General features: G+C 60.2%; 19 protein-coding genes. 6 read left to right on the top strand and 13 right to left on the bottom strand.

What is annotated here, in order from left to right:
* Positions 1 to 127 precede the first annotated feature (127 nt).
* The 10 genes from DW029_RS01525 to DW029_RS01580 all read right to left on the bottom strand — a co-directional run bounded on the left by DW029_RS01525 (position 128) and on the right by DW029_RS01580 (position 13,027).
* A complete protein-coding gene (locus DW029_RS01525; protein ID WP_117763190.1) occupies positions 128 to 1,069 on the bottom strand; it encodes a transketolase family protein in 942 nt (313 codons plus the stop codon).
* A gap of 1 nt (position 1,070) precedes the next feature.
* Positions 1,071 to 1,901 (bottom strand): transketolase, encoded by an 831-nt coding sequence (locus DW029_RS01530; protein WP_117734379.1) that lies wholly within the window; start codon positions 1,899 to 1,901, stop codon positions 1,071 to 1,073.
* A 207-nt stretch (positions 1,902 to 2,108) separates the two neighbouring features.
* Complete coding sequence (locus tag DW029_RS01535) at positions 2,109 to 2,999, bottom strand: YitT family protein (RefSeq protein WP_117743527.1); 891 nt, start codon at positions 2,997 to 2,999, stop codon at positions 2,109 to 2,111.
* A 141-nt stretch (positions 3,000 to 3,140) separates the two neighbouring features.
* Positions 3,141 to 4,289, bottom strand: coding sequence for a peptide chain release factor 2 (prfB, locus tag DW029_RS01540; protein ID WP_117743528.1), 1,149 nt, complete (start codon positions 4,287 to 4,289; stop codon positions 3,141 to 3,143).
* On the bottom strand, positions 4,289 to 7,096 hold the full coding sequence (gene secA / locus DW029_RS01545; RefSeq protein WP_117743529.1) for a preprotein translocase subunit SecA: 2,808 nt from the start codon (positions 7,094 to 7,096) through the stop codon (positions 4,289 to 4,291). The genes prfB and secA overlap by 1 nt, the downstream gene beginning before the upstream one ends.
* A 342-nt stretch (positions 7,097 to 7,438) precedes the next feature.
* The gene (gene rpmE, locus DW029_RS01550) at positions 7,439 to 7,864 is read right to left on the bottom strand and encodes a 50S ribosomal protein L31 (protein WP_006235303.1); all 426 of its coding nucleotides are present in this window, start codon (positions 7,862 to 7,864) and stop codon (positions 7,439 to 7,441) included.
* 674 nt (positions 7,865 to 8,538) lie between these two features.
* A complete protein-coding gene (locus DW029_RS01560; RefSeq protein WP_117734375.1) occupies positions 8,539 to 8,964 on the bottom strand; it encodes a hypothetical protein in 426 nt (141 codons plus the stop codon).
* 1 nt (position 8,965) lies between these two features.
* Positions 8,966 to 9,625, bottom strand: a complete 660-nt coding sequence (locus DW029_RS01565; RefSeq protein WP_117734374.1) for a hypothetical protein — start codon at positions 9,623 to 9,625, stop codon at positions 8,966 to 8,968.
* 433 nt (positions 9,626 to 10,058) lie between these two features.
* Positions 10,059 to 10,808 (bottom strand): ATP-binding cassette domain-containing protein, encoded by a 750-nt coding sequence (locus DW029_RS01575; RefSeq protein WP_117743531.1) that lies wholly within the window; start codon positions 10,806 to 10,808, stop codon positions 10,059 to 10,061.
* A complete protein-coding gene (locus DW029_RS01580; RefSeq protein WP_117743532.1) occupies positions 10,805 to 13,027 on the bottom strand; it encodes a hypothetical protein in 2,223 nt (740 codons plus the stop codon). Before DW029_RS01580 ends, DW029_RS01575 begins: the two co-directional genes overlap by 4 nt.
* 552 nt (positions 13,028 to 13,579) lie before the next feature.
* On the opposite strand from DW029_RS01580, the gene DW029_RS11130 reads away from it, so the two are divergent.
* The 6 genes from DW029_RS11130 (at position 13,580) to DW029_RS01620 (ending at position 18,191) form a co-directional block, all read left to right on the top strand.
* Complete coding sequence (locus DW029_RS11130; protein ID WP_118405657.1) at positions 13,580 to 14,092, top strand: DUF2975 domain-containing protein; 513 nt, start codon at positions 13,580 to 13,582, stop codon at positions 14,090 to 14,092.
* Positions 14,093 to 14,101: 9 nt separating this feature from the next.
* Entirely contained in the window at positions 14,102 to 14,353 is a 252-nt protein-coding gene (locus tag DW029_RS01600) for a helix-turn-helix transcriptional regulator (protein ID WP_006235292.1), read from the top strand.
* A gap of 18 nt (positions 14,354 to 14,371) precedes the next feature.
* Positions 14,372 to 15,187, top strand: coding sequence for a site-specific integrase (locus tag DW029_RS01605; protein ID WP_255413791.1), 816 nt, complete (start codon positions 14,372 to 14,374; stop codon positions 15,185 to 15,187).
* 290 nt (positions 15,188 to 15,477) lie between these two features.
* Positions 15,478 to 15,765, top strand: coding sequence for an ACT domain-containing protein (locus DW029_RS01610; RefSeq protein WP_006235289.1), 288 nt, complete (start codon positions 15,478 to 15,480; stop codon positions 15,763 to 15,765).
* A 77-nt stretch (positions 15,766 to 15,842) separates the two neighbouring features.
* Entirely contained in the window at positions 15,843 to 17,261 is a 1,419-nt protein-coding gene (locus DW029_RS01615; protein ID WP_117763192.1) for a citrate synthase, read from the top strand.
* An 87-nt stretch (positions 17,262 to 17,348) separates the two neighbouring features.
* On the top strand, positions 17,349 to 18,191 hold the full coding sequence (locus DW029_RS01620; protein WP_118345106.1) for a Cof-type HAD-IIB family hydrolase: 843 nt from the start codon (positions 17,349 to 17,351) through the stop codon (positions 18,189 to 18,191).
* A 42-nt stretch (positions 18,192 to 18,233) separates the two neighbouring features.
* Here DW029_RS01620 and DW029_RS01625 read toward each other — a convergent pair whose 3' ends face one another.
* The 3 genes from DW029_RS01625 to tyrS all read right to left on the bottom strand — a co-directional run bounded on the left by DW029_RS01625 (position 18,234) and on the right by tyrS (position 22,472).
* Entirely contained in the window at positions 18,234 to 19,028 is a 795-nt protein-coding gene (locus DW029_RS01625; protein ID WP_118345107.1) for a Cof-type HAD-IIB family hydrolase, read from the bottom strand.
* Positions 19,029 to 19,236: 208 nt separating this feature from the next.
* Positions 19,237 to 21,057 carry an adenine deaminase gene (locus DW029_RS01630; RefSeq protein ID WP_118345108.1) on the bottom strand — a complete coding sequence of 607 codons (1,821 nt, stop codon included), beginning with the start codon at positions 21,055 to 21,057 and terminating at the stop codon, positions 19,237 to 19,239.
* 203 nt (positions 21,058 to 21,260) lie between these two features.
* Positions 21,261 to 22,472 carry a tyrosine--tRNA ligase gene (tyrS, locus tag DW029_RS01635; protein ID WP_117743540.1) on the bottom strand — a complete coding sequence of 404 codons (1,212 nt, stop codon included), beginning with the start codon at positions 22,470 to 22,472 and terminating at the stop codon, positions 21,261 to 21,263.
* Positions 22,473 to 22,536 lie beyond the last annotated feature (64 nt).

Genomic DNA, 22,536 nt, shown 5'->3' on the forward strand with positions numbered 1-22,536 from the left:
AGAAAGCCCTTGCTTGGTGCGGGCCTAATTTGTTTGTTGCCGACAAAAAACAGGGGCGTCCTCTTTGAGGACGCCCCTGCTATGGATTGCATACGGTTGCTGAAGCGATACTTTGCCTCGCCTTGCCTTATGCCAAGAACTCCTTGGTGGTCGCCACGATGTTGGCGGCGTCCAGGCCGTACTTGTGCAGGAGCTCTGCACCCGGGCCGGACTCGCCAAAGGTGTCGTTAACGCCAATCTTCTTGAGCGGCGTCGGGCACTGCTCGCACAGGACATCGGCAACGGCGCTGCCCAGACCACCGATCACGGAGTGCTCCTCGACGGTCACGACGTGGCCGGTCTTGGTGGCGCTCTTGACGATCAGGTCGGCGTCGATGGGCTTGATGGTGTGCATGTTGATGACCTCGGCGTCGATACCCTCGGCAGCAAGCTGCTCGGCGGCCTCGAGGGCCTCGCCGACCATCAGACCACAGGCAATGATGGTAACGTCGGCGCCCTCGCGCATAACGATGCCCTTGCCCAACTCGAACTTATAGTTCTCGGGGTCGTTGATAACCGGCGAGGCCAGACGGGCAAAGCGCATGTACACAGGGCCGTCGCACTCGTAGGCGGCGCGCGTCACGGCGCGGGCCTCGACGTCGTCGGCGGGAACGATAACGGTCATGCCAGGGATAACGCGCATGAGGGCGATATCCTCGCAGCACTGGTGCGTGGCGCCGTCCTCGCCCACCGAGATACCGGCATGCGTGGCGCCAATCTTAACGTTGAGATGCGGATAGCCGATGGAGTTGCGGACCTGCTCAAAGGCGCGGCCGGCGGCGAACATGGCAAAGGTGCTCGCAAAGGCAACGCGGCCGGTGGTCGCGATACCGGCGGCAACACCCATCAGGTTGCTCTCGGCGATACCCACATCGAAGAAACGATCGGGGCAGGCGGCCTTAAACTTGCCGGTCTGCGTGGCGGCGGCCAGGTCGGCGTCGAGGACCACAAAGTCGTCGTGCTCGTTGGCGAGCTCGACGAGGGCCTCGCCGTAGCTTACGCGCGTGGCGATTTTCTTGACGTCTGCCATCCTAGAGCTCCTCTCCGGCGGCCGTGAGCTCTGCCATGGCCTGCTCAAACTGTTCATCGTTGGGGGCCTTGCCGTGCCAACCCACCTGGTTCTCCATAAAGGAAACGCCCTTGCCCTTCATGGTCTCGGCGATAATGGCGGTCGGCTGGCCCTTGGTGGCGCGGGCCTCGGCAAAGGCGGCGCGGATCTGATCGAAATCGTTGCCGTCGGCAAGCTCCACCACGTGGAACTTAAAGGCGCGGAACTTGTCTGCCAGCGGCATGGGGTCGTTGACCTCCTCGACGGGACCATCGATTTGCAGGCCGTTGTGGTCAACGATCACGCAAAGGTTATCGAGCTGCTGGTTGCCGGCAAACATGGCGGCCTCCCAGACCTGGCCTTCCTCGCTCTCGCCATCACCCAGCAGGGCGTAGGTGCGATAGTCATCGCCCCAGTGCTTGGCGGCAACCGCCATGCCCACGGCGGCGGAGATGCCCTGGCCCAGCGAGCCGGTGGACATATCGACGCCCGGGGTGTCGTTCATGTTGGGGTGGCCCTGCAGGTGGCTACCGATATGGCGCAGCGTCTCGAGATCCTCCTTGGGGAAGAACCCACGCTCGGCGAGCACGGCGTACAGACCCGGAGCACAGTGGCCCTTGGAGAGCACAAAGCGATCGCGGTCGGCCTTGTGGGGATCAGCCGGGTCGACGTTCATTTCCTCAAAGTACAGATAGGTCATGATGTCGGCAGCGCCGAGCGAACCGCCCGGATGGCCGGACTTGGCAGCGTGCACGCCGGTGACGATGCCCTTCCTAACCTCGTTGGCAACCTTTTTGAGCTCTTCGTCGCTCATTGTGCCTTCCTTTCATCCTCATTAGACAAAATGCGCACGGCACAGAAGGTAATCCCAACACAGCCGCAATGCACGTACGTCATTCATTATGCTGGAAACTGATGGCTTTACCAGACTTTTTATCATTATTTGAGCAATTTAGCAGGCAGACCCACTGATGAAACGGTTTATCAATGTGAACGTCTTTTGGATGGGGCGCAGCCTGCCCTACGCGTTAATGTCCTTGAATCCCTCGCCAAAGGTTTCCGTAACATCGGCAACCGTCACAATGGCGTGAGGATCGCGCTCGCGCACGATCGTCTTCAGGGTGTTGAGCTCTCGACGGCTCACGATGACCATAATCACCGGCTTCTCGGCGCCCGAATACATACCGGTCGCCTTTAACTTGGTGCAGCCGCGGCCCAGGCCATACATGATGTCGGCCGCGATATCGGGGAAGTTGTCCGAGATGATGAGCACCATACGACGCTTGTTGCCGCCATCGACCACAGCATCGATCACGTAGCCGCTGATCACCATCGAAAGACCTGCATACAGCGCGTTTTCGACCGAAAAGACCGGGGCCGACAGCGCGCACACGGCAACATCGATCGCCATGACGGTGGAGCCCACCGGTAGCGACGTATTGCGCGAGATGATCTGGCCGATCGTGTCGGAGCCGCCGGTGTTGGCACCGGCGCGCAGCACCATGCCGTAGCCGATGCCCGTGATAATGCCGCCCCACATAGCGGGCAGCATCAGATCGGCATGTGCCAACGGCGCCACAAACGGAGCGAACAGGTCGGTGAAAAAGCCCAGCAGCACAAAGCCCGTCGCGGTCTGCACCACATAGAACATGCCGCCCTCGCGCATAACGACCAGCAGCAGCAAGGCATTCATCACGATGGTCTGGATACCGACGGGAAGCGATATGCCATGCGAGGCGCCGACCGCCTGGATAATGGTGGCAAGGCCCGTAACGCCACCGGCAGCAAGGCCGTTGGGAATCAAAAACAGGTCGGTCGCAATAGCGGCCAGAGCGCACCCCAACATAATCTGGGGCAGATCGCGAAAGAAGTTCATCGAAAGAATGCGCTTGATGTCCAGACGATATGCCATGCTGCCTCCCTCAAAAAAGCGCACCCAAACGGATGCGCTTTGAGCTTCTTCTTGTATTCGATTTTACCGATTCGCCGACCAAATACCACCCCCGCTCAGGGTCCGTATTGGCCACATCTGCCCAAAGCCAACCCTATGGGTTTAGACAGACGGGGCCTCCGCATCGGCGTTGCCGGTTGCCCAGCGATGGTAGCCGATCACAAACGGATCCAGATCGCCATCGTCGAGAACGGCCTCGACGTTGCTGGTCTCCACACCCGAGCGCAGGTCCTTGACCATCTGATACGGGTAGAGCACGTAGCTGCGAATCTGGTTACCAAAACCGATCGTGGTCTTGGGTCCACGAATCTCGTCGAGCGCCTCGGCGCGCTTCTCGAGCTCGATCTCGTACAGACGGGCCTTGAGAATCTGCATGCACGCGGCCTTGTTTTGAATCTGGCTGCGCTCGTTTTGGCAAGTGACAACGATGCCGCTGGGAAAATGCGTCACGCGTACGGCGGAGTCGGTGGTGTTGACGCCCTGTCCGCCCGGGCCGCTCGCGTGATACACGTCCACGCGGATATCGTCGGGACTGATCTCGATGTCGATATCGTCAGGCAGCACGGGGATGACCTCGACGCCGGCAAACGTGGTCTGGCGGCGCTTCTTGTCGTCGGTGGGGCTAATGCGCACCAGACGGTGGACGCCGGCCTCGGCGCGCAGCATGCCAAACGCGTCCTTGCCCTCGACAGTAAAGGTCGCACGGTCGATGCCGATGACCTCGGCTGCGGGGCAGTCGTTAATGGTGACCTTCCAGCCGCGACGCTGGCAGTACTTCATGTACATCTTGAAGAGCATGAAGGTCCAGTCCTGCGCCTCCAGGCCGCCCTGTCCGGGTTTGATGGTCACAATCGCGTCGCCGTGATCGAACTCACCGGTAAACCAGCTCGAAAGCTCGAGCTCGTCGATAGCGCGGGCCAGGCGTTCTGCCGTAGCGGCAGCCTCCTCGCGCAATGCGGCGGCATCGGGGTCGTCGCCCATCTCCTCGGCAAGCTCCAGCGCCGCGCGGGCGTCAGATAGCTCGCCGCGCGCGGTATCCACGGCAGCGATATCTTCCTTGGCGCGAGCGATCTCCTCCATGGTGGCGCGAGCGGCGTCGGCGTCATCCCAAAAGCCGGGGGCCACGCTTTTGGTCTCGAGCTCGGTCACGCGCGTGCGCTTCTCGTCCAAATGAAGATACGACTCGACCTCGCCGAGCCGGTCCGCAAACGCGTCCAGCTCGGCGGGCGTTACCTCTAAAGCCTCGGCCATTAACGATTCCTGCCGTGGCAGTACTTGAACTTCTTGCCGCTGCCGCAGGGGCACAGGTCGTTGCGGCCCACGTTGACATAAGGGTCATCGCTCTCGGACTTGCGGTAGGTGGTCACCTTGCCACCGTTGTTGACGGCAGCCGGGCCTCCCTGGACGACCGTACGGGCTTGCACCTGTGCCTGCTTGCGCAGCACCGAGTTGCCGTTGTCGCCATCGACATCGGCGGGGCCGGAGAAGTGTGCACCCTCGAGCGCAGGGTCCTCCTTGTGCTCCACGGCGTGCGGGGCGGCCTTGATCTCGATGCGCAGGACGGTGCGCAGGTAATCCTCGTACATGGTGTCGACGAGCATCTGGAAGGCACCATAAGCCTCGGTCTTGTACTCGACCAGCGGGTCGCGCTGACCAAAGCCGCGCAGTCCGATACCGGTCTTGAGGTAGTCCATCTCCTGCAGGTAGTTCATCCAGCGGGTATCGATGACGCGCAGCATGACCTGGGTGTTGAGCTCGCGCATGAGGTCCTCACCCAGGCGCTCGGCCTTCATGTTGTAGCACTTCTCGACGTAGGCCAGGACATCGGCAGCCAGGGCCTCAAAGTCCTCGTCGGGGAACTTGGGCGTATCGATATGCCCGGTGAGCTCCACGACCCACTTGCGCAGGCCCTCGAGATCGCGCTCGCCATCGTGGCTGTCCTTGGTGCAGAACTCCTGCACGCAGCGGTACACGGTGTCGTGCATGACCTCGGTGATGTGGTCGGTCAGATCCTTGCCGTCCAGAATCTTGTTGCGCTCGGCGTAGATGACCTGGCGCTGCTTGTTCATGACGTCATCGTACTCGAGGACGCTCTTGCGCATGGAGAAGTTGATGCTCTCGACCTTGTGCTGGGCGCTCTCGACGGCCTTGGAGATGATCTTGTGCTGGATGGGCATGTCGTCGCCCATGTCGGCCGTGACCATCATCTTGGAGACGCGGTCCATCTTGTCGCCACCGAACAGGCGCATGAGGTCGTCCTCGAGCGACAGGTAGAACTGGGTCTCGCCCGGATCGCCCTGACGGCCGGAGCGGCCGCGCAGCTGGTTGTCGATACGACGGGACTCATGGCGCTCGGTGCCGATGACGGTCAGACCGCCGGCGGCAAGCACGCGCTCGCGCTCGGCCTTGCAGGTCTCCTTGGCCTCGGCGTTAAACTGCTCGAGCTGCTCGGGTGTCACGTCCTCCATGGTCAGGCCCTCGTACTCAAGGCGCTCGCGCACCAGCTCGTCGGGGTTGCCGCCCAGCAGGATGTCGGTACCACGACCGGCCATGTTAGTAGCGATGGTCACGGCGCCGTAGCGTCCGGCCTGCGCAACGATATGGGCCTCGCGCTCGTGGTGCTTAGCGTTGAGGACCTCGTGCGCGATGCCGCGCTTGGTAAGGGCGGCTGACAGCTTCTCGGAGCTCTCGATGGAGACGGTACCCACCAGGACCGGCTGGCCCTTAGCGTGGCGCTGCTCAACGTCGTCGGCAACGGCGTTGTACTTAGCCTGAATGGTGCGGTAGACCAGGTCCTCGTGGTCCACGCGCTGCACGGGTCTGTTGGAAGGAATGACCTCAACGGGCAGCTTGTAGATCTCGCGGAACTCGGCGTCCTCGGTGAGTGCCGTACCGGTCATACCGGAGAGCTTGTCATACAGGCGGAAGTAGTTCTGCAGGGTGATGGTCGCCAGCGTCTGGTTCTCCTCGCGCACGAGCACGCCCTCTTTGGCCTCGATGGCCTGGTGCAGGCCCTCGGAGTAACGGCGGCCTTCCATAATGCGGCCGGTGAACTCGTCGACGATCTTGACCTCGCCGTTGGTGACCACGTACTGCTTATCGCGGTGGAACATGTACTGGGCCTTCAGCGCCTGCTGCAGGTGGTTGACCAGCTGGCCCGAGAGATCGGCGTAGATGTCCTCGATGCCTAGGCGGCGCTCGATTTTCTTAAGGCCACGCTCGGTGGCGGCAATGGTGTGCTTGGCCTCGTCCATGACATAGTCGCCCGTGGGCTCGACGTCCTCGGTGGCGGTGAGCATGTCGTGCGACACGTCCTCGCCGCGCTCAAGGCCACGCACGGCACGCGCGAAGTCCTTGTAGGTACTGGCGGACTTGGTACCAGCGCCCGAGATGATCAGCGGGGTGCGGGCCTCATCGATCAGGATGGAGTCAACCTCGTCGACGATGGCGTAGTTGTGGCCGCGTTGCACGCGCTGCTCGGGACGGGTAACCATGTTGTCACGCAGGTAATCAAAGCCGAACTCGGAGTTGGTGCCGTAGGTGATGTCGGCCTGATAGGCCGGGCGCTTGAGCTCGAGCGGCATGTTGTTCTGGAGCAGACCGACGGTCATGCCCAGGTACTTATAGATGCGGCCCATCCACTCGGAGTCGCGCTTGGCAAGGTAATCATTGACAGTAACGACGTGCACGCCCTTGCCGGCAATAGCGTTGAGATAGCCAGCCAACGTGGAGACGAGGGTCTTACCTTCGCCGGTCTTCATCTCGGCGATGTGGCCCTCGTGCAGTGCCATGGCGCCAATAAGCTGCACGTCAAAGTGGCGCATACCCATGGTGCGCTTGGAAGCCTCACGCACGGTGGCAAAGGCCTCGGGGAGCATGTCGTCGAGCGACTCGCCGTTGGCGTAACGCTCGCGGAACTTATCGGTCTGGCCGCGGAGTTCCTCCTCGGTCATCTTCTCAAACTGGGGCTCAAGACCGTTGATCTGGTCGACGATCTTGTAGTAGCGCTTGAGGTCCTTATCGGATCCAAAGGACAGCAGCTTTGACATGAATCCCATGTGGTTTTCCTTTTTGGCCATCGCCCGTGGCATAAAACCTTGGACGAGTTAAACACAGATATTTGTACTTTAGCCAAACAAGGCGCCGCCTATGCGGTCGACACGCTCGACCACGTAATAACTACGACAGCCTGCCAAAAAGGGACTGGTTTATTTTGGCGGCTTTTATCTGGGAAACCGCTGCCTCTCTCTGCCATTTGGTGCAAGCTAGCCCGTCCCCTTCGCACCAACCTGGCGCAATGGGGACGGGCTAGCTTGCACCAATAAAAAGAAAAGGGCCGCGCACCCAAACGGATGCGCGGCCCTTATGCCATGAATGCGAGTGTTTCCGCGGCGAGCTACTTACTCAGCAGCCTCGGTGGTCTCGGCCTCGGCAGCGGCCTCCTCGACGGGAGCCTCTGCGGGAGCCTCGGCGGCCTGCTTGGCAGCCTCCTCGGCAAACTTAGCGGCACGCTTAGCCTTCTCGGCAGCCTTAGCCTCAGCGGCGGCCTTGCGAGCGGCCTCGGCCTCAGCAGCCTTGGCGGCCTTGGCAGCCTTGGCCTCCTCGGCCTTCTTGAGCTGAGCGGCAGCGGCGCCACCGAACTTGTCGGCGAAGCGCTGGACGCGTCCACCGGTGTCGACGAACTTCTGCTGGCCGGTGTAGAACGGGTGGCACTCGTTGCAAAGCTCGACCTTCATCTCGGACACGGTAGCGTGCGTCTTGAAGGTGTTGCCGCAGGAGCACGTCACCGTGCACTCGACATACTGGGGATGGATACCCTGCTTCATGGTAGGACTCCTTATTGGTCAGGCGCTGGTTACCGATCAGCGCATAAGGCGTCTTGGTTTCCGACCAAGACAACAAACTCGGCTATGGTACCACGGCGCCGCGTGTCCCACAAAAGGTTCACGGTCTTTTCGGCACAACGCGAGGAAAAATGACCCACGGATTACCGACAAATGGTCCCATGAATTACCTTCAAAACGACCCACGCACTGGTAGAACGTTGCAAATTTCAACGTTCTGGAATCGTGGGTGCTGACGGTTTGCCATTGCGAGAGGCATGGCGGCTCGACCATCAGGATAATCTCGGCGAGAAAATCGACGAGGACAGAGGGACGGCAGTATTGGAGCTATCGAAACGAATGGCAAGGACGAGATTATGGAGATGCCCGCCGAGGTCGACTTCTCCGACAGCGTTCCGAACCCCTACATCGGGAAGGTGCGCCGCCGCGTCACTATGAACATCGACGGCTAGAACATCGACTACTTCAAGGCGGAGTCCGCCCGTACAGTGGTGCCGTATCAAGTCATCATCAGCATGTACCTGGCCGAGTGCCGCGGGCGGAGGAAGCGTCTGACGTTCGCGAACTGCAGTGGTGAGCATTCCCGCTTGGGCAGTAAAAGGAAGAGGGGGCTGGCAAGGCCAGTCCCCTCTTCTCTCATGACACTCGATTTGCATTTACGGCACGACGAAAGCCGGGCCGCTGGTTACCTTGTCAAATTCGAGCACCGACGTTCCGGTGTTCAAATAAAGGCTTCCTTGGTTTCCGTCTGCGGAGGCGTAAGCCAGGTGGACAAATCCGTAATCATCTCCTGATTGGTCGGCCAACATGAAGATGTTCGGATCGCCGGTTGTCTCAAATGAACCGTCGGTCACATTTCCATTGCTGTCGACGATTTGCCACCTGTTTTCGTCTTCCCCAAGGAAGGAGAGCTGGGTTAAGCCGGTCTCGTGGTCTCGGTACACTCCGTCTAGGCGGAACCCTTCGGAAATGCCATGTTTCAAGGTGTTCGCATCTTTTATGGATACGGCAGAGACTGCGATTGCGGCTATCGCGACCAATAACGCCAGCGCAATGGGTATTTTGGCGGAGCCGGTCTTCATGTCAGCCTACTTTGCGCTTGCCGAGAGCCATGCTGTAGAACGTGTTGGTGGCCATCTTTGCGTAGACCCTGCGTACCCCGTTCGTCGTCTCATAGACGACGTAGGGTTGAATCTTGTGGGTCACGTTCGCCGTCGCCTTGTAGAAGCCCGATCCGGAAATGTTGACCGCGTACCCCGTCACGCTGAGGGAGCGATTTGCCTTCGGGATGGAAACGCTCACGCTGCCAACTCCTCCGGGAAGGGATACCGACACACCGACCGATCCGCCGCCGGAAGGTGATACGAAGATAGAGCCACCTCCCGATATCTGCACGCCGCCCGCCGGCTGTCCGGCGACGTCATGCCATCCAGTGCTCTTGTTTACCACGCTGCCGTATACCGTGTCGTAGGTCGGACGTCCCCCGGCTCGTGCGTCGCCATCGTACCCGGCGAGGGCTTGCTCGATGATTTGCGCAGCTTCTTCCTCCGCGCGTTCGCGGAGCATCGCGTCAAACTGGTTTTCAGTGAGGTCGGGGCGAACGAAGTAGTCGATTCGATTCTGATCAAGTGTTTGAAATTCCGCCGCTAACACCCCTTTTGGCATCAGTAGGGAGATTCCTCCAACCGCCGCTGCGGCGATAGCGGCTCGCCTGGTGATCCCGGTTTCGACGATTTTCTTCATTGTGTCCTCCTAACGGACGTCTTGGATAGAAAACATCTCCTTTCTCAAAATTGCCCCTGATAACGTGATGATTCCTCGCTCGTTCATATTGCCGTTGGCTTGGGTTGCGCGCGTATTGAATGCGTCGACAAAGCTCTGCATGCCCTGCTTCATAAAGAAGGGGCCGAAGATGGGTGAATTGAACGCGATGGGGACGGAGAAGGCTGCGGCAAGAACGAGCGTAGAGATCCATACGGCCCTGTCTCTTAGGATTAGTTTGAGAAGAAGTCGACAGTACATTTAGAAGCACCTACATTTCTCAAAGCATCGTTAGTTTAATTAATGACAGACCGAATGAAGATACGTGCGACGGGGGCGAGGCAAATGGCTGAGCGGTATTGATACGCGGGTTCAACGGTATCATATTGACCACATAGATTTTTAACTTGCATTTCTACCCGCCCTTTTCGTAGAGTCGCCGATACGTGCTTAGCGCACCCTCGGCGCGTCCGGCAGGCTTTGCGAAATGGGATCCACGAGACTTCGGCGCAGTATCATCTTGCGGGATGCTTCTAATGAGCCTCCCATCCTTCAAAAACAGAATCTCATCGCACTGCCTATCGACCGAATCCAAGATGTGGGATGACATGATGATGCACGTACCAGAATCGGCCAGCTTCCTGAGGATCTCTGAATGCAAGTCCACCCTGCTGGGGTCGAGCGCGTTCATGGGCTCATCTAATAGAAGGTACCGCGCACCCGTCGCATACGCAATCGCCAGGGTAAGCTGCTGCTTCATGCCCTGGCTCAGAGTACGGATCCTCATCTTCGCGAACTCGCCTATCTGCGTTTGTTCCACTATCACTTCGATATCGCGAGCATGTGGCCACATATCGCAAACCATCTTGAGGTGATCTTCCGCACGCAATCCGGGATACAGCAGCGTCCCCTCACCAGGTGCGTAGAAGATCATAGAACGGACCTCTCTTGTACCCGTGCCCTGCGCCTCATCCAGAACGATGCTCCCGTCCACGCGAGGACCCGGCAAACCTGCCATCGCCCGCAGCAACGTCGTCTTTCCATGCCCGTTCGGAGCGACGAGACCGTAGACCGTACCCGGGGCAAACTCAGCGTCCACCGAATCTACGAGTACCTTCTTTCCATAAGAGATCGTCAGCGTTTGAAGGCCAATCATCGAGATCATCCCCTTTCGATCTTTGGAACACTCAGGCGCACCATCAACGGAGATACGGCGCCCAAGACCACCAGCAGAGCGACCGATGCGCCGACGACCTCTCCAAAAGGCATCGCGTTCGTCCCTCGCCCAAGGAACCCAATCGTCCCCACCTGGGAAGCGGGATCAAACGAGGCGAATGGAGCCAGCAGCGCGACGCCCATGCCCGCGCTTTCAACATGAGCGCTCAACGAACCCAACACCAAGAGAACCGCGCAAACCACTCCGGTGACAACGGGGTTGCGGCTAATCGCTGCTGTCAACGCAGCGACGACGGAAATCACGCCGTATGCCATGACCAGCAACGGAATGCTGCACAACACCGCCTCCCCCACCATGGACGTTGTCGAAGCTCCCGCCCGAATGAGAGCGACGGGATACTCCGATCCACCCGCACCGTTCTTAATCAAGGACACAACCGCAGCGGGAACCATCGACACCAAAAGCAGCGCCAAGCCAAGCAGGAGAGACAGCGCAACAGCCGTCAGAAAACGCACATGCGCTGTTGCGGGGACTTGGAAAACCAGAAGGGAACGGCACCGCAGGTAGGTGCACGCAAGCGATGTGACAACCACGGGCAACAGCCAAAACAAGGAAGGAAGCGCTGCCTGGAGATAGGAAAGGAGGATTAATGGGGGCATCTTCGTACTTAACTCGTAAACCTTGGGGTCCGGCAAGCTCGCGATCGACTCGAGCAGAAGGGCGCGCGCCTCCGCACGAGAAGGAGTCTCCGGCTCGATTCCGATCGATTGCAGGAGGGTCGCATCTGCCGCGCCCAGCTCGCCTCGAGCGCGCTCGTACGTCGCAAGGCTTCGAAACCCCTCCGCAGGCGTGGGCGCGTACACGAAACCCGAAAGAGCATCTCGCATGCCTTCCAGGGCCGCTTTGCCCTCGACGTCCATATTCGCAACGTCCTGCTCTAGATACCGATCTATTGAACGGAGCTCCCCATCCCTATACCGAACAGCGGAAACGTCACCAGCGTCAGGAAACACCTCGACCAGAGCCGGGGCCAGCATCGCCGTCGACATTGCAATCGCGCATACGGCGAGGGCAGGAGAATGCAGGAGCAGCTTCCCCATCGTTCTTACGTATGCAACGGCGGAGGTACAAGCGCTCGAACGGGCTGTCGTTCTCGATGCGGTGAAGGAACCTCTCTCAAGACAAATCGGGGACATCGGGCGCGCGCAGCCGCTCTTTCCAGCAACGCAAAGCAGGCTAATTGCCAGCACCTCGATCCCGATTGCGCATACGAGGGTAATCGCGCCACGCTCGAAGCAAAGTCCAGGCAGATTCACTATCTGCGTTGTCGGGTACGGGCTATAGGCGCCGACGGTCAACTCAGTGTTCGCATACGTAAGGGGATTCAACAGGGCGAACTCACGTAAAGCGATGGATCTTCCGTAATACCCGGGAACCATCGTCGCCCCCATCAGGGCACATACGAACACGATTCCAAGCGTAGGGTTATTGGCAATCTTCACGGCAAGGTGAACGACGAGCGAGATGAACGCCGCCACCAAGAATTGCAAGATGGCCGTCTGTGCGAACACCAGCCAAGCCGGTTTGATAACCGGAGTCGCATATTGAACGTAGCCTATCGGATAGAACAGCGAGCCCGGGCCATTCTTCACAAGTGCGGCGATTATCCCTGGAAGATTGACGGCGAAGACGGCAAGCATCGCAAAAACACTCGCCCATACGCTCGATGCAACAAGCCTGCCCAGCTCACCCATCGGTGCCTGGATGATGAGTTTTTCACGTTTGTTAAGACGCGCGGCAAGGAACGAGACGGCAACGGCCGTTGCGGCCCATAGCAAGTACTCCTTCGATCCGTCATAAAAGGAGTACGCTCCATCCGATACCTGCAGAAACGGAAGCAGAGGAGAGAGCGGCGCCAAGACAAGACGCCCCGCGGCAAGAGGGTACAGAAGCGCGGGCATGCTTGATGAAGAGGTATAGACGCCCTCCTCCCCCGCATTCACAAGCGCATCCGCATAGGATGCTGACAATTCCTGCTCAACACGGGTTATTCCCGACTCGAGGTATTCAACCCGTCCGTCGATGCCAGCCGCGCTCCTGAAGACGGGCAGAGCACAAAGAACCATCAACGCAACAACGGCAACACAGAGCGACCTGGAGGAGAGGAGCGACCTAAAGATTGCCTTCGAGATTTTGAGCATATTCATCGCCAACCTTAACCTCATCCAGTCGGAACAGAGGGGCCGAACAAAATGCTCGGCCCCTCCTCGCATCTAGTAGGTGCTATAGACAAATTGCCATTTATCAGTTGTGCCAAGAACACCACAGGAACACATTGCAGCGAGGCGGGATTCCCTATGATGCGCGGATCGGCGATAGCCATTTCGGTAGGAGATCGTCTTGTAAGAGATGTTGAACATCGAGATGCTGTGCCCGCTCACGCCGCGAGGACAGCTGTAGCTCCAGTAGGTATCGACGACGTCGTCCGTATACCCGAGGGGCTCAACGAGGGCACACTGGCTGCTCTCCTGGGAAGGAGGCATCGGGGTATCCGCAAAAGCGGGGGCTCCCGGCAGCAACAGACAAAGAGCGAGGCCGAGGAAAACCAAGAGCTTACACGACTTAACAGTACTGAACATAATCCTCTCCAATCTAGAGGGGTTTCGGTTGCAGCATGCTGTGATTACTTGCCGGCAAAATCAATTTAACATAAACTGTTAAAAAGTAACCTGAGGTTTTTAAATTCTTCGGAGGTTATTATGAGTTACGACAATCGCACTCCCCGGCTTCATTCCTTCCGCATCGCATGTGCGATAGCCTCTGCGGCCCTTTGCGTCACCGCCATCGCACAAGTGGCGTTCTCCTTAAAGCCAGCAATCGAAGTGCTCGACAACCCTGTAATTGCAGACTCCCCCGCGTATCCAGCCCTTGCGATCTCGACATTGGCCCCTGCCGTCATCGGTATCGCCACGACCATCCTCAGCGCCGTTCTCGTGTGGACGATCAAGAGCGGAGACCCCTTCAAGAAAGGGTCTGCGACATGCTTGAAGGTGCTCGGCATTCTCTTCGTTGTTCAAGCTGCCACCAGCTTCTACGCCGGCTCACTCGAAACCTCCGTTTCGATGTTTGGCGGCGAGGGGGCCGTCGGCGCCCAAGAGATCGCTTCATCATTCGACTGGACCTCTCTGGTTCTCGGCATCGTCTTGCTCATGCTTTCCCAGCTCTTCTTGTACGCCCGAGAGCTGTACCTCGACTCCGACGAGATTGCGTAAGGAAACGCCATGCCCGTAATTGTTCGCCTCGACAAGATCATGGCCGAGCGAAAGATTTCCTCGAACGAACTTGCCGAAAGGATTGGAACCACGCCCGTGAACCTGTCCCGTATAAAAAAAGGGCATATTCGCGGCATTCGCTTCAACACACTCGAGCAGCTATGCCTCGCCCTTCGTTGCCAACCCGGAGACCTTCTCGAAGTCATGAGCGAAGAGGATGCCCGAAAGGAGTTCGGACTCGATTGGTCCGCCGAGGATTAGGGGGCGGTCGTACTCGCCCTGCACACGGGGATGCGAATCGGCGAGGTCTGCGGCCTTCGGTGGTGCGATGTGGATTTCGAGACGGGCCTGATCTCGATCAGGCACTCGGTGGCGTACGCGAAGGGGATGGGTTCGTTCATCAAGGACACCAAGACCCATGACGCCAGGGGCATCCCCATCGACCCGGTCGGCCTGCTCCCCTTCCTGAAGGAGATCCACGAGATCGACCGCGGGAAGCTGCGCTCGCGCAACCTTACCGGGGCGGTCGAGATCGGGAACTGCTACATCCTGTCGGAGCCGGGCGCGGCCTTCGCGACGGCGAGCTATATCCGCAGGGCGTTCAAGACGTTCTCGGAGACCAACGGCCTCATGGGCACCAACGACGAGCTGATCACGTTCCACGGCCTGCGCCACACGTTCGCCACGCAGTGGATCCGCCAGGGCGGCGATATCAAGGCGCTCCAATCGATCCTCGGGCACAAGGACGCCATGGCGACGCTCAACGTCTACGCCGACATCGAGCCAATCTCCAAAATCCATAACATGCTGCGTGTCTCGCCGTGCCTCTGGCGCGGGTACCTCGGGCCGAGGGTCGATCCGGGACCCATGTTCCAGCAGAGAATCCAGGAGTCCATCGAGACGCTCCAGGCGTTCGGCTACGGCGTCACCGAGCCGGACGACCGAAATATCGTCATACGCGACGTGAAGACGATCAGTCGGCTCTACCCCACCGAGTACGCCGCGGTGCTGGGCCCATCCCAACTGAGGTCACGGTGGCCCGATAGGGGCGCCGCCCGCGGCATGCGCCGCGGAGCGGTATCCCCCACCGAATAGTGGGGGATGCCCCCCGTTTTCAGTTTGGAATCAGCGGTCGGAGGCGTTCGGCTGACTGCGGGAACGGCCTATCCGCTCGATGTGTTCGGCTGAGTTCGGAAATCAACCCAACACGAGCTGGACGCGCGCCAGACGGCTCTTCCCCATGCGGCCTGCCCCCTCACGCTCATGTTGCAGACGTGTAACGCCGCTGTAAGCGCACCCCTTTTGGCGCCAGACAGGTACAATGATGAACACTGTACCGTAGCGGAGCGCCCCGCGCGCGCCGCAATCACGCGAAAGGGTTTCCCATGGCCGAGATCTCGTCCTCCCGTATCGTCATCACCGTCCTTGGCAAGAACCGCCCCGGCATCGTCGCCGGCGTCACCCGCGTTCTGGGCGAGGCCAACGTCGACATCCGCGACATCACGCAGTCCATTATCGAGGACATCTTCACCATGACCATGCTGGCCGACACCGCCGAGTCCAAGCTCGACTTTGCCGAGCTGCAGAAGGCCCTGGCCGAGGCCGGCGAGCTTTCGGGCGTCAATGTGTCCATCCAGCGCGAGGACGTCTTTAACTTTATGTACCGCCTGTAGCGAACAAGCCGCTGGGGATAGCCTGACGCGCGCATGCCCATGCAAGTCACCCCGATGCGGCCCGGAGAGGAGCGCGCATGGCCTACGACGCCAAGAAAATCTATTACCGCTTCGATGACCACTTGAGCCGCCTGGTTCTGGATTACGAAGCAAGCCGCCAGATTTCGCCTGAGAGCGAAAACCTCTACCACGGCCTGCCGACCGACCCTTATGACGAGGGCCTGTTTGTCGAGCACAATGTCAAGCGCGGCCTGCGCAATGCCGACGGCTCGGGCGTGGTCGCGGGCCTCACTCGTATCTCGGATGTGCACGGCTACAACAAGGTCGACGGAAAGGTCGTGCCCGATCAGGGCAAGCTCACGCTTCGCGGCTACAGCATCGAGGATCTGGTCAACAATGCCCAGGCCGAGAATCGCTACGGCTACGAGGAAGTCGCCTATCTGCTTATCACGGGTTCGCTGCCCAACAAGGAAGAGCTCGACGGCTTTTGCGAGCGCCTGGGCGCCTTTAGACATCTGAGTGACGAGTACGTTAAAGAGTTCCCTATGACCACGGTGTCTTCGAGCATCATGAACGTGCTCCAGCGCGCCGTACTGTTGCTCTACGCCTTCGATGCCGAACCAGACGTGATCACGCCCGAGCACGAAATCGACGTCGCCATTTCCATGCTTGCACGTCTCCCGCGCATCGCCGCCTTCGCACACATGGCCTCGGTCGCCAAGCTTCGCGGCTCCGAGGTTCACGTGCCACACCCCACGCCCGGCCTTTCCACCGCCGAGACCATCCTGCAGGTCCTGCGCGGCGGCATGGCGTTCACCCGCGATGAGGCGATGCTGCTCGACGTTATGCTCATGCTGCATGCCGAGCACGGCGGCGGCAACAACTCCACCTTCGCCTGCCGCGTGCTGTCGTCTTCGGCCACTGACCCGTATTCCGCCTACGCCGCGGCTATCGGATCGCTCAAGGGCCCGCGCCACGGCGGTGCCAATGCCAAGGTCGTGTCTATGCACGAGGACATCCGCGCGCATGTCTCCAACTGGGAGGACGAGGACGAGGTCGCGGCCTACCTGGGCAAGATCCTCGACAAGCAGGCCTTCGACGGCACGGGCCTCGTCTACGGCATGGGCCACGCCGTCTATACGCTCAGCGACCCGCGCGCCGAGGTATGCCGCCGTTACGCGCGCGCACTTGCCGCCAAGAAGGACTTGGGCGAAGAGTTCGCACTCATCGAGCGCATCGAGCGCCTGGCACCCCAGGTCATGCGCGACCACGGTATGACCAAGCCCATCTGCGCCAACATCGACCTGTACACGGGCTTTATCTACAAGATGCTCGGCGTGCCCGAGACGCTCTTTACGCCGCTGTTCGCCGTCGCCCGCATGGCAGGCTGGTCGGCGCACCGCATGGAAGAGCTCTTCTGCGCGCACCGTATTATTCGCCCGGCCTATCGTCCGGTGATCGAGCCGCTGGAGTACAAGCCACTCGCCGACCGCTAGGACGCGGACCGTTATAGAACTCGAGCGTGGCCAGGGCATCGCCGCCCTCGGCCACGCTTTTTATGCCAGCAGAAAGGGCTGCATCAAATGATTGTGTTTTCCGATATGGACGGAACGCTGCTGACGAGTGATAAGCAGATGAGCGACGCCACCTGGGCGATGCTCGACGAGCTTGCGCGCCGCGGCATTGAGTTTGTGCCCTGCACGGGACGTCCACTGTCAGGCGTCTTTGAGCCCATCCTCGCCCATCCCGCCGTGCACTACGCGGTCTGCGCCAATGGTGCCAGCGTCTGGCAGCTCGACAACGATACGCCCACCGATGCCTCACGTGCTACGCGCATTTTGAGCCGACCACTCGACCGCACCATCGCCCACCGCGTCCATAGCATTGCCGCCGGCCATGACGTCACCTTCGATATCTTCGCGGACGGGCAGTGCTTCCTCCCCCGCTCGCTCTACACGCGCCTGGACGAATTCTGCGGCGGCGACCCCCACATCGCGGCTTCGCTCAAGCGCACACGAACACCGATCGACCTGGATGTCGACAGCAAGATCGACGAGGTCGAAACGCTCGAACGCATCGCCATGTACTGGCACGACCCGGCCGATCGCGACACCATCGCGGCGGCGCTCGACACGCTCGAAGGCATCGAGGTCACGCGTTCGTACGCCATGAATATCGAGGTCATGGGCGAGGGCGCCACCAAGGGAACGGCCCTCACGTGGCTATGCGAGCACTTGGGCGAGCGTCTCGCCGACGCCTGGGCGTTCGGCGACAACATCAACGACATCCCCATGCTGCAGGCAGCGGGCCACGGCACGGCCATGATCAACGCCGAGCCCGAGGACCGCGAGGCCTCCGACGCCATCACCGAATACGACAACGACCACGACGGCGTCGCCCGCACCATCATGGACGCCCTCGCCTAGCAGCAGCAACCCGGCAGAAAAGGAACGTCCCCATCTGCCGGATTAAGCAAGGCTCTCCAGAACACGGCGGAGTTCTTGCTGGACGGCGTGGTCGCGGTTACGACCCACCATGCGATCGGCCACCGCCTTGAGCGCGGGGCGCGCGTTTTCCATCGCGCAACCCGTGCCGACAAAGCGAATAATCTCGTAGTCGTTCATCGAGTCGCCAAACGCCATAACCTCATCGCGCCCAATGTCATAATGCTCCGCGAGCTGCGCAATACCCGAAGCCTTCGATACGCCGGGCTGCATGGCGTCGATCCACGCGTTGCCCGAAGGCGCAAAAGTAAAGAGCTGACCGAGTTCGCGCTGTAGTACGTAAGCGCTGTCCATAACAGCACCGTCATCGCAAAAGATACTCGCTTTGATGATATTTACGCTGGGATCGGGCAGCTCCCAAATGCGCTCGGCATTGGGAAGGTCCTTATCGACCTCGCGCACGAACTTGCTCTCGTCATCGAGCAAAAAGGACTTGGCTCGGTCAAAGAGCGCAAGATGCAAATTGGGAAACGTCCTGACGGCCTGGGCGAGTTTTCGAATCGCCAGGTGCGAATACACCTCGCGGTCTACCATTTTGCCGTCGGCGTAGACCTGGGCACCGTTAGCTGCGACAAAGTCCATCTTGTCGCGAACGGGCGCAAAGAACTCGCACAGGCGATCGTAGCGGCGGCCTGACGATACGGCAAAATGCACGCCACGCTCGCGCAGCGCCAAAATTAGTTCGTAGGTCTCGGGAGGCACCTGGCCGTTTTCGTCAAGCAGCGTGCCGTCCATATCGGATGCAATCAGTTTAAACATAGAAAAGCTCCCTTCGGGCTTGTTGGAATCGAACGTGTATCCGATTCCAACGTACCCAAAGGGAGCTCAAATATAAGACGCCGCAGTCATAAACGTTACATAGACCCGGCAAATAGCTCACGCGTGCCAGAGGTCTCACGGTCGCGGCGTCAGGCGACACGCCAAAGAGTGTCCCCGACGACTAGTCGTTTAAGAACGTCCCCAATGACTAGTCGGCGTAGGTGAAGGTTGTAACGTCGAACATGCCCTCGGGGCGGATGCGGAGCGTCGGGATGACCGGCAGGGGCAGGAAGATGATGCCCATGATGGGGTCGAGCGGCGGCTCAATACCCATGGCGCGTGCCTTGACCATAAAGTCGTCGTGCTGCGCGGCGACATCCTCGGCCGTGCCCTCGCTCATCAGGCCGCCGAGCGCCAGAGGAATGCGCGCCACGACCTCGCCGTTGCGCACCAGCACGTGGCCGCCCTGGCCAACAGCCTCGACGGCAGCCATCATATCGGTCGCGTTGTCGCCCACCACGCACACGTTATGCGAGTCGTGGCCGATCGTCGAGGCGATAGCGCCGCCCGTGATGGTAAAGCCGCGCACCCAGCCGCGACCGATGTGCTTGCCAACAAGACCCAGGCCCGCAGGACCATCACCGTCGGCGCCCTCGGCTTGCAGCGACACGCCGCGGCCGTGACGTTCGATCAGCATAATGCGGCGCAGGCCCTCGTCAGTCTCGGGACGAACCATGCCCGTGATAGCCATGCCCGGGATCACATCAATAACCGCCTCGCCCGGCTTAAAGGCATAATCGAACACGTCAAGCGAAAGCTTCGGCAGCTTAACGGAGGCGCGCAGCTCATCGGCAAGGGCCGCAACCTCGGCCATCTCGGGTGCAATCTCGCCCACAAAGGCGCCGTCCTGTGCCACGAGCGCACCGGCGGCATACACGAGATGCGGAGCCGCGACAAACGTCAGGTCGTTGAGCACCAGCAGGTCGGCGCGCTTGCCCGGGGCGATCGCGCCGCGGAGCTCATGCGGGTCACGACAGCCGTGGTCCAGGCCAAATGCCTCAGCCGTGGAAAGGGACGCCATGGAGATAGCGACCACCGGGTCGATGCCGGCCTCGATGGCCACGCGGCAGGCATTGTCGATCATGCCGGTCGAAAGAGCATCGGAGGGAGCGCGGTCGTCGGTCGCAAAGCAGCAGCGGCGGGCGCGGGCAGGGTTCTCCAGCAGCATCGGGGACAAATTAGCCAGGTCGTGGCTGCACGTGCCCTCACGCAGCATCACATACATGCCGCGGGACAGCTTGTCGAGCGCCTCCTCGGGAATCGTCGACTCGTGGTCGGCAATGATGCCTGCCGCGGCATAGGCGTTGAGATCCTTGCCGGCAACGAGCGGGGCGTGACCGTCGACCTGCTTGGACGGCGTCTGGTTGGCAGCGTCGATACGAGCACAGGTCTCGGGATCGGCCATAAAGACGCCCGGCAGGTTCATCATCTCGCCCAGGCCAAAGACATCACCCGGATGCTCGGCAAAAAACGCCTGCATATCGGCGGCCGAAATAACGGCACCGGCCTGCTCATCGGGCAGCGCGGGCACGCACGAAGGCATCATGTACTTGATGGAGATGGGTGCGCGGCGACCATCCTCGATCATAAAGCGCAAGCCGTCGAGACCGGCAACATTGGCAATCTCGTGGCTGTCGACAATGGCGGTGGTAGTACCGCGCGTCGCGGCCATGCGAGCATACTCGGCGGGACGGATGTTCGAAGACTCGATATGCAGGTGCCCGTCAATAAAGCCGGGAGCAAGATAGCGGCCCTGGCAGTCGATAACCTCGGTCGCCTCGTAGGTGCCGGCGGCATCGTCGCGACCGTCGTAGAGCACGCCGACGATTACGCCATCCTTGACGGCAACGCTACCGGGTGCCACGCGCTGGCCATATACGTCGACAATCTGCGCATTGGTAAACAGCGTGTCGACGGGCACGCGACCCTCGGCAGCGTCGATCACAGACCTCATGACCTCAACGGACATACATACTCCTTTAACCGTAGAAAAAAGCTGCAGGGCGGACAGACCTTCACCGCAGCAAACCAATAGCCATTGTATGCCCAAACGATGGGACAGCAATACACCCCCCTGCAAATGACGAGAGTGGATAATCTCCCACTTTGAGCCCACAAACAGGCCAAAAACGGAAGATTATCCACTCTCATTCTGTGAGGTTAACTTACTCGTTAGACCAACTTAAATCCTTTGCGCTTGCCTACGGAGAGGGTGTCGCCCAGCTTGAGGGCGCTGGGGTCGATGTTGTAGCTCTTGGGAGCCACGGCCTCGCCGTTGATCTTGACGCCGCCGCCGTCGATATCGCGGCGGGCCTGGCCGGCGCTGGCCGAAAGGCCCAGGTCCTTGAGCAGGCCAGCGAGGTAGATCTGGCCCTCGTCGTTGACGGTCAGCTCAACGTGCTTCTCGGGGAAGTCGGCAAGCTGCCCCTCCTTGAACACGCGGTCGAACTCGGCCTGAGCCTCGTCGCCGGCACCGGCGCCGTGGTAGGTGTCGCACAGGTCGCGGCCAAGAGCGCGCTTGAGCTCGTAGGGGTCGGCAGAGCCATCGGCCAGAGCAGCATCGATCTTGTCGACCTCGGCCGGGGTGAGCGAACTGGCCAGACGATAGTACTTGCCAATCATCTCGTCGGGGATGGACATGGTCTTGCCGAACATATCCTTGGGAGCATCGGTCAGGCCGATGTAGTTGCCATAGGACTTGGACATCTTGCGCACGCCGTCGGTGCCCTCGAGCAGCGGCATGGTAAGCGCGATCTGCGGCTCCATGCCCATCTTCTCCATAAGCTCGCGGCCGGCGAGCAGGTTAAAGAGCTGGTCGGTGCCGCCCATCTCCACGTCGGCCTTAATCTGAACGGAGTCGAAGGCCTGCATCACGGGGTACAGGAACTCGTGCAGGGCGATCGGCGTCTGGGACTGGTAGCGCTTGGTAAAGTCGTCGCGCTCAAGGATGCGGGCGACGGTAAACTTGGAGCACACCTGCAGCAGGCCGGCCAGATCCATCGAAAGGATCCAATCGCCGTTGTGCACGATGGTGGTCTTCTCGGGGTCCAGGATCTTCATGGCCTGGCTCACATAGGTCTCGGCGTTGGCCTCGATCTGCTCCTGCGAAAGCTGCGGACGCGTGGAGTTCTTGCCCGAGGGGTCGCCGATCAGCGCGGTGCCGTTGCCGATGATAAGGGTGACGTTGTGGCCCAGGTCCTGGAACTGGCGCATCTTGCGCAGCGGCACGGCATGGCCCAGGTGCAGATCGGGGCTGGTGGGGTCGACGCCGAGCTTGATGTTGAGGGGCTCGCCCTTCTCAAGCTTCTTGCGAAGGTCGGCCTCGGGGACGATCTTCGCAGCGCCCGAGGTGATGATACGCATTTGCTCGTCAACAGACAGCATTGGGTATCCTCCTTTTGCTATAGCACCCTCACCGGATACGGCGGTGCTGGAAGTTCATAAACTC

Source organism: Collinsella sp. AF38-3AC (assembly GCF_003474365.1).
Taxonomy (GTDB): Bacteria; Actinomycetota; Coriobacteriia; order Coriobacteriales; family Coriobacteriaceae; genus Collinsella.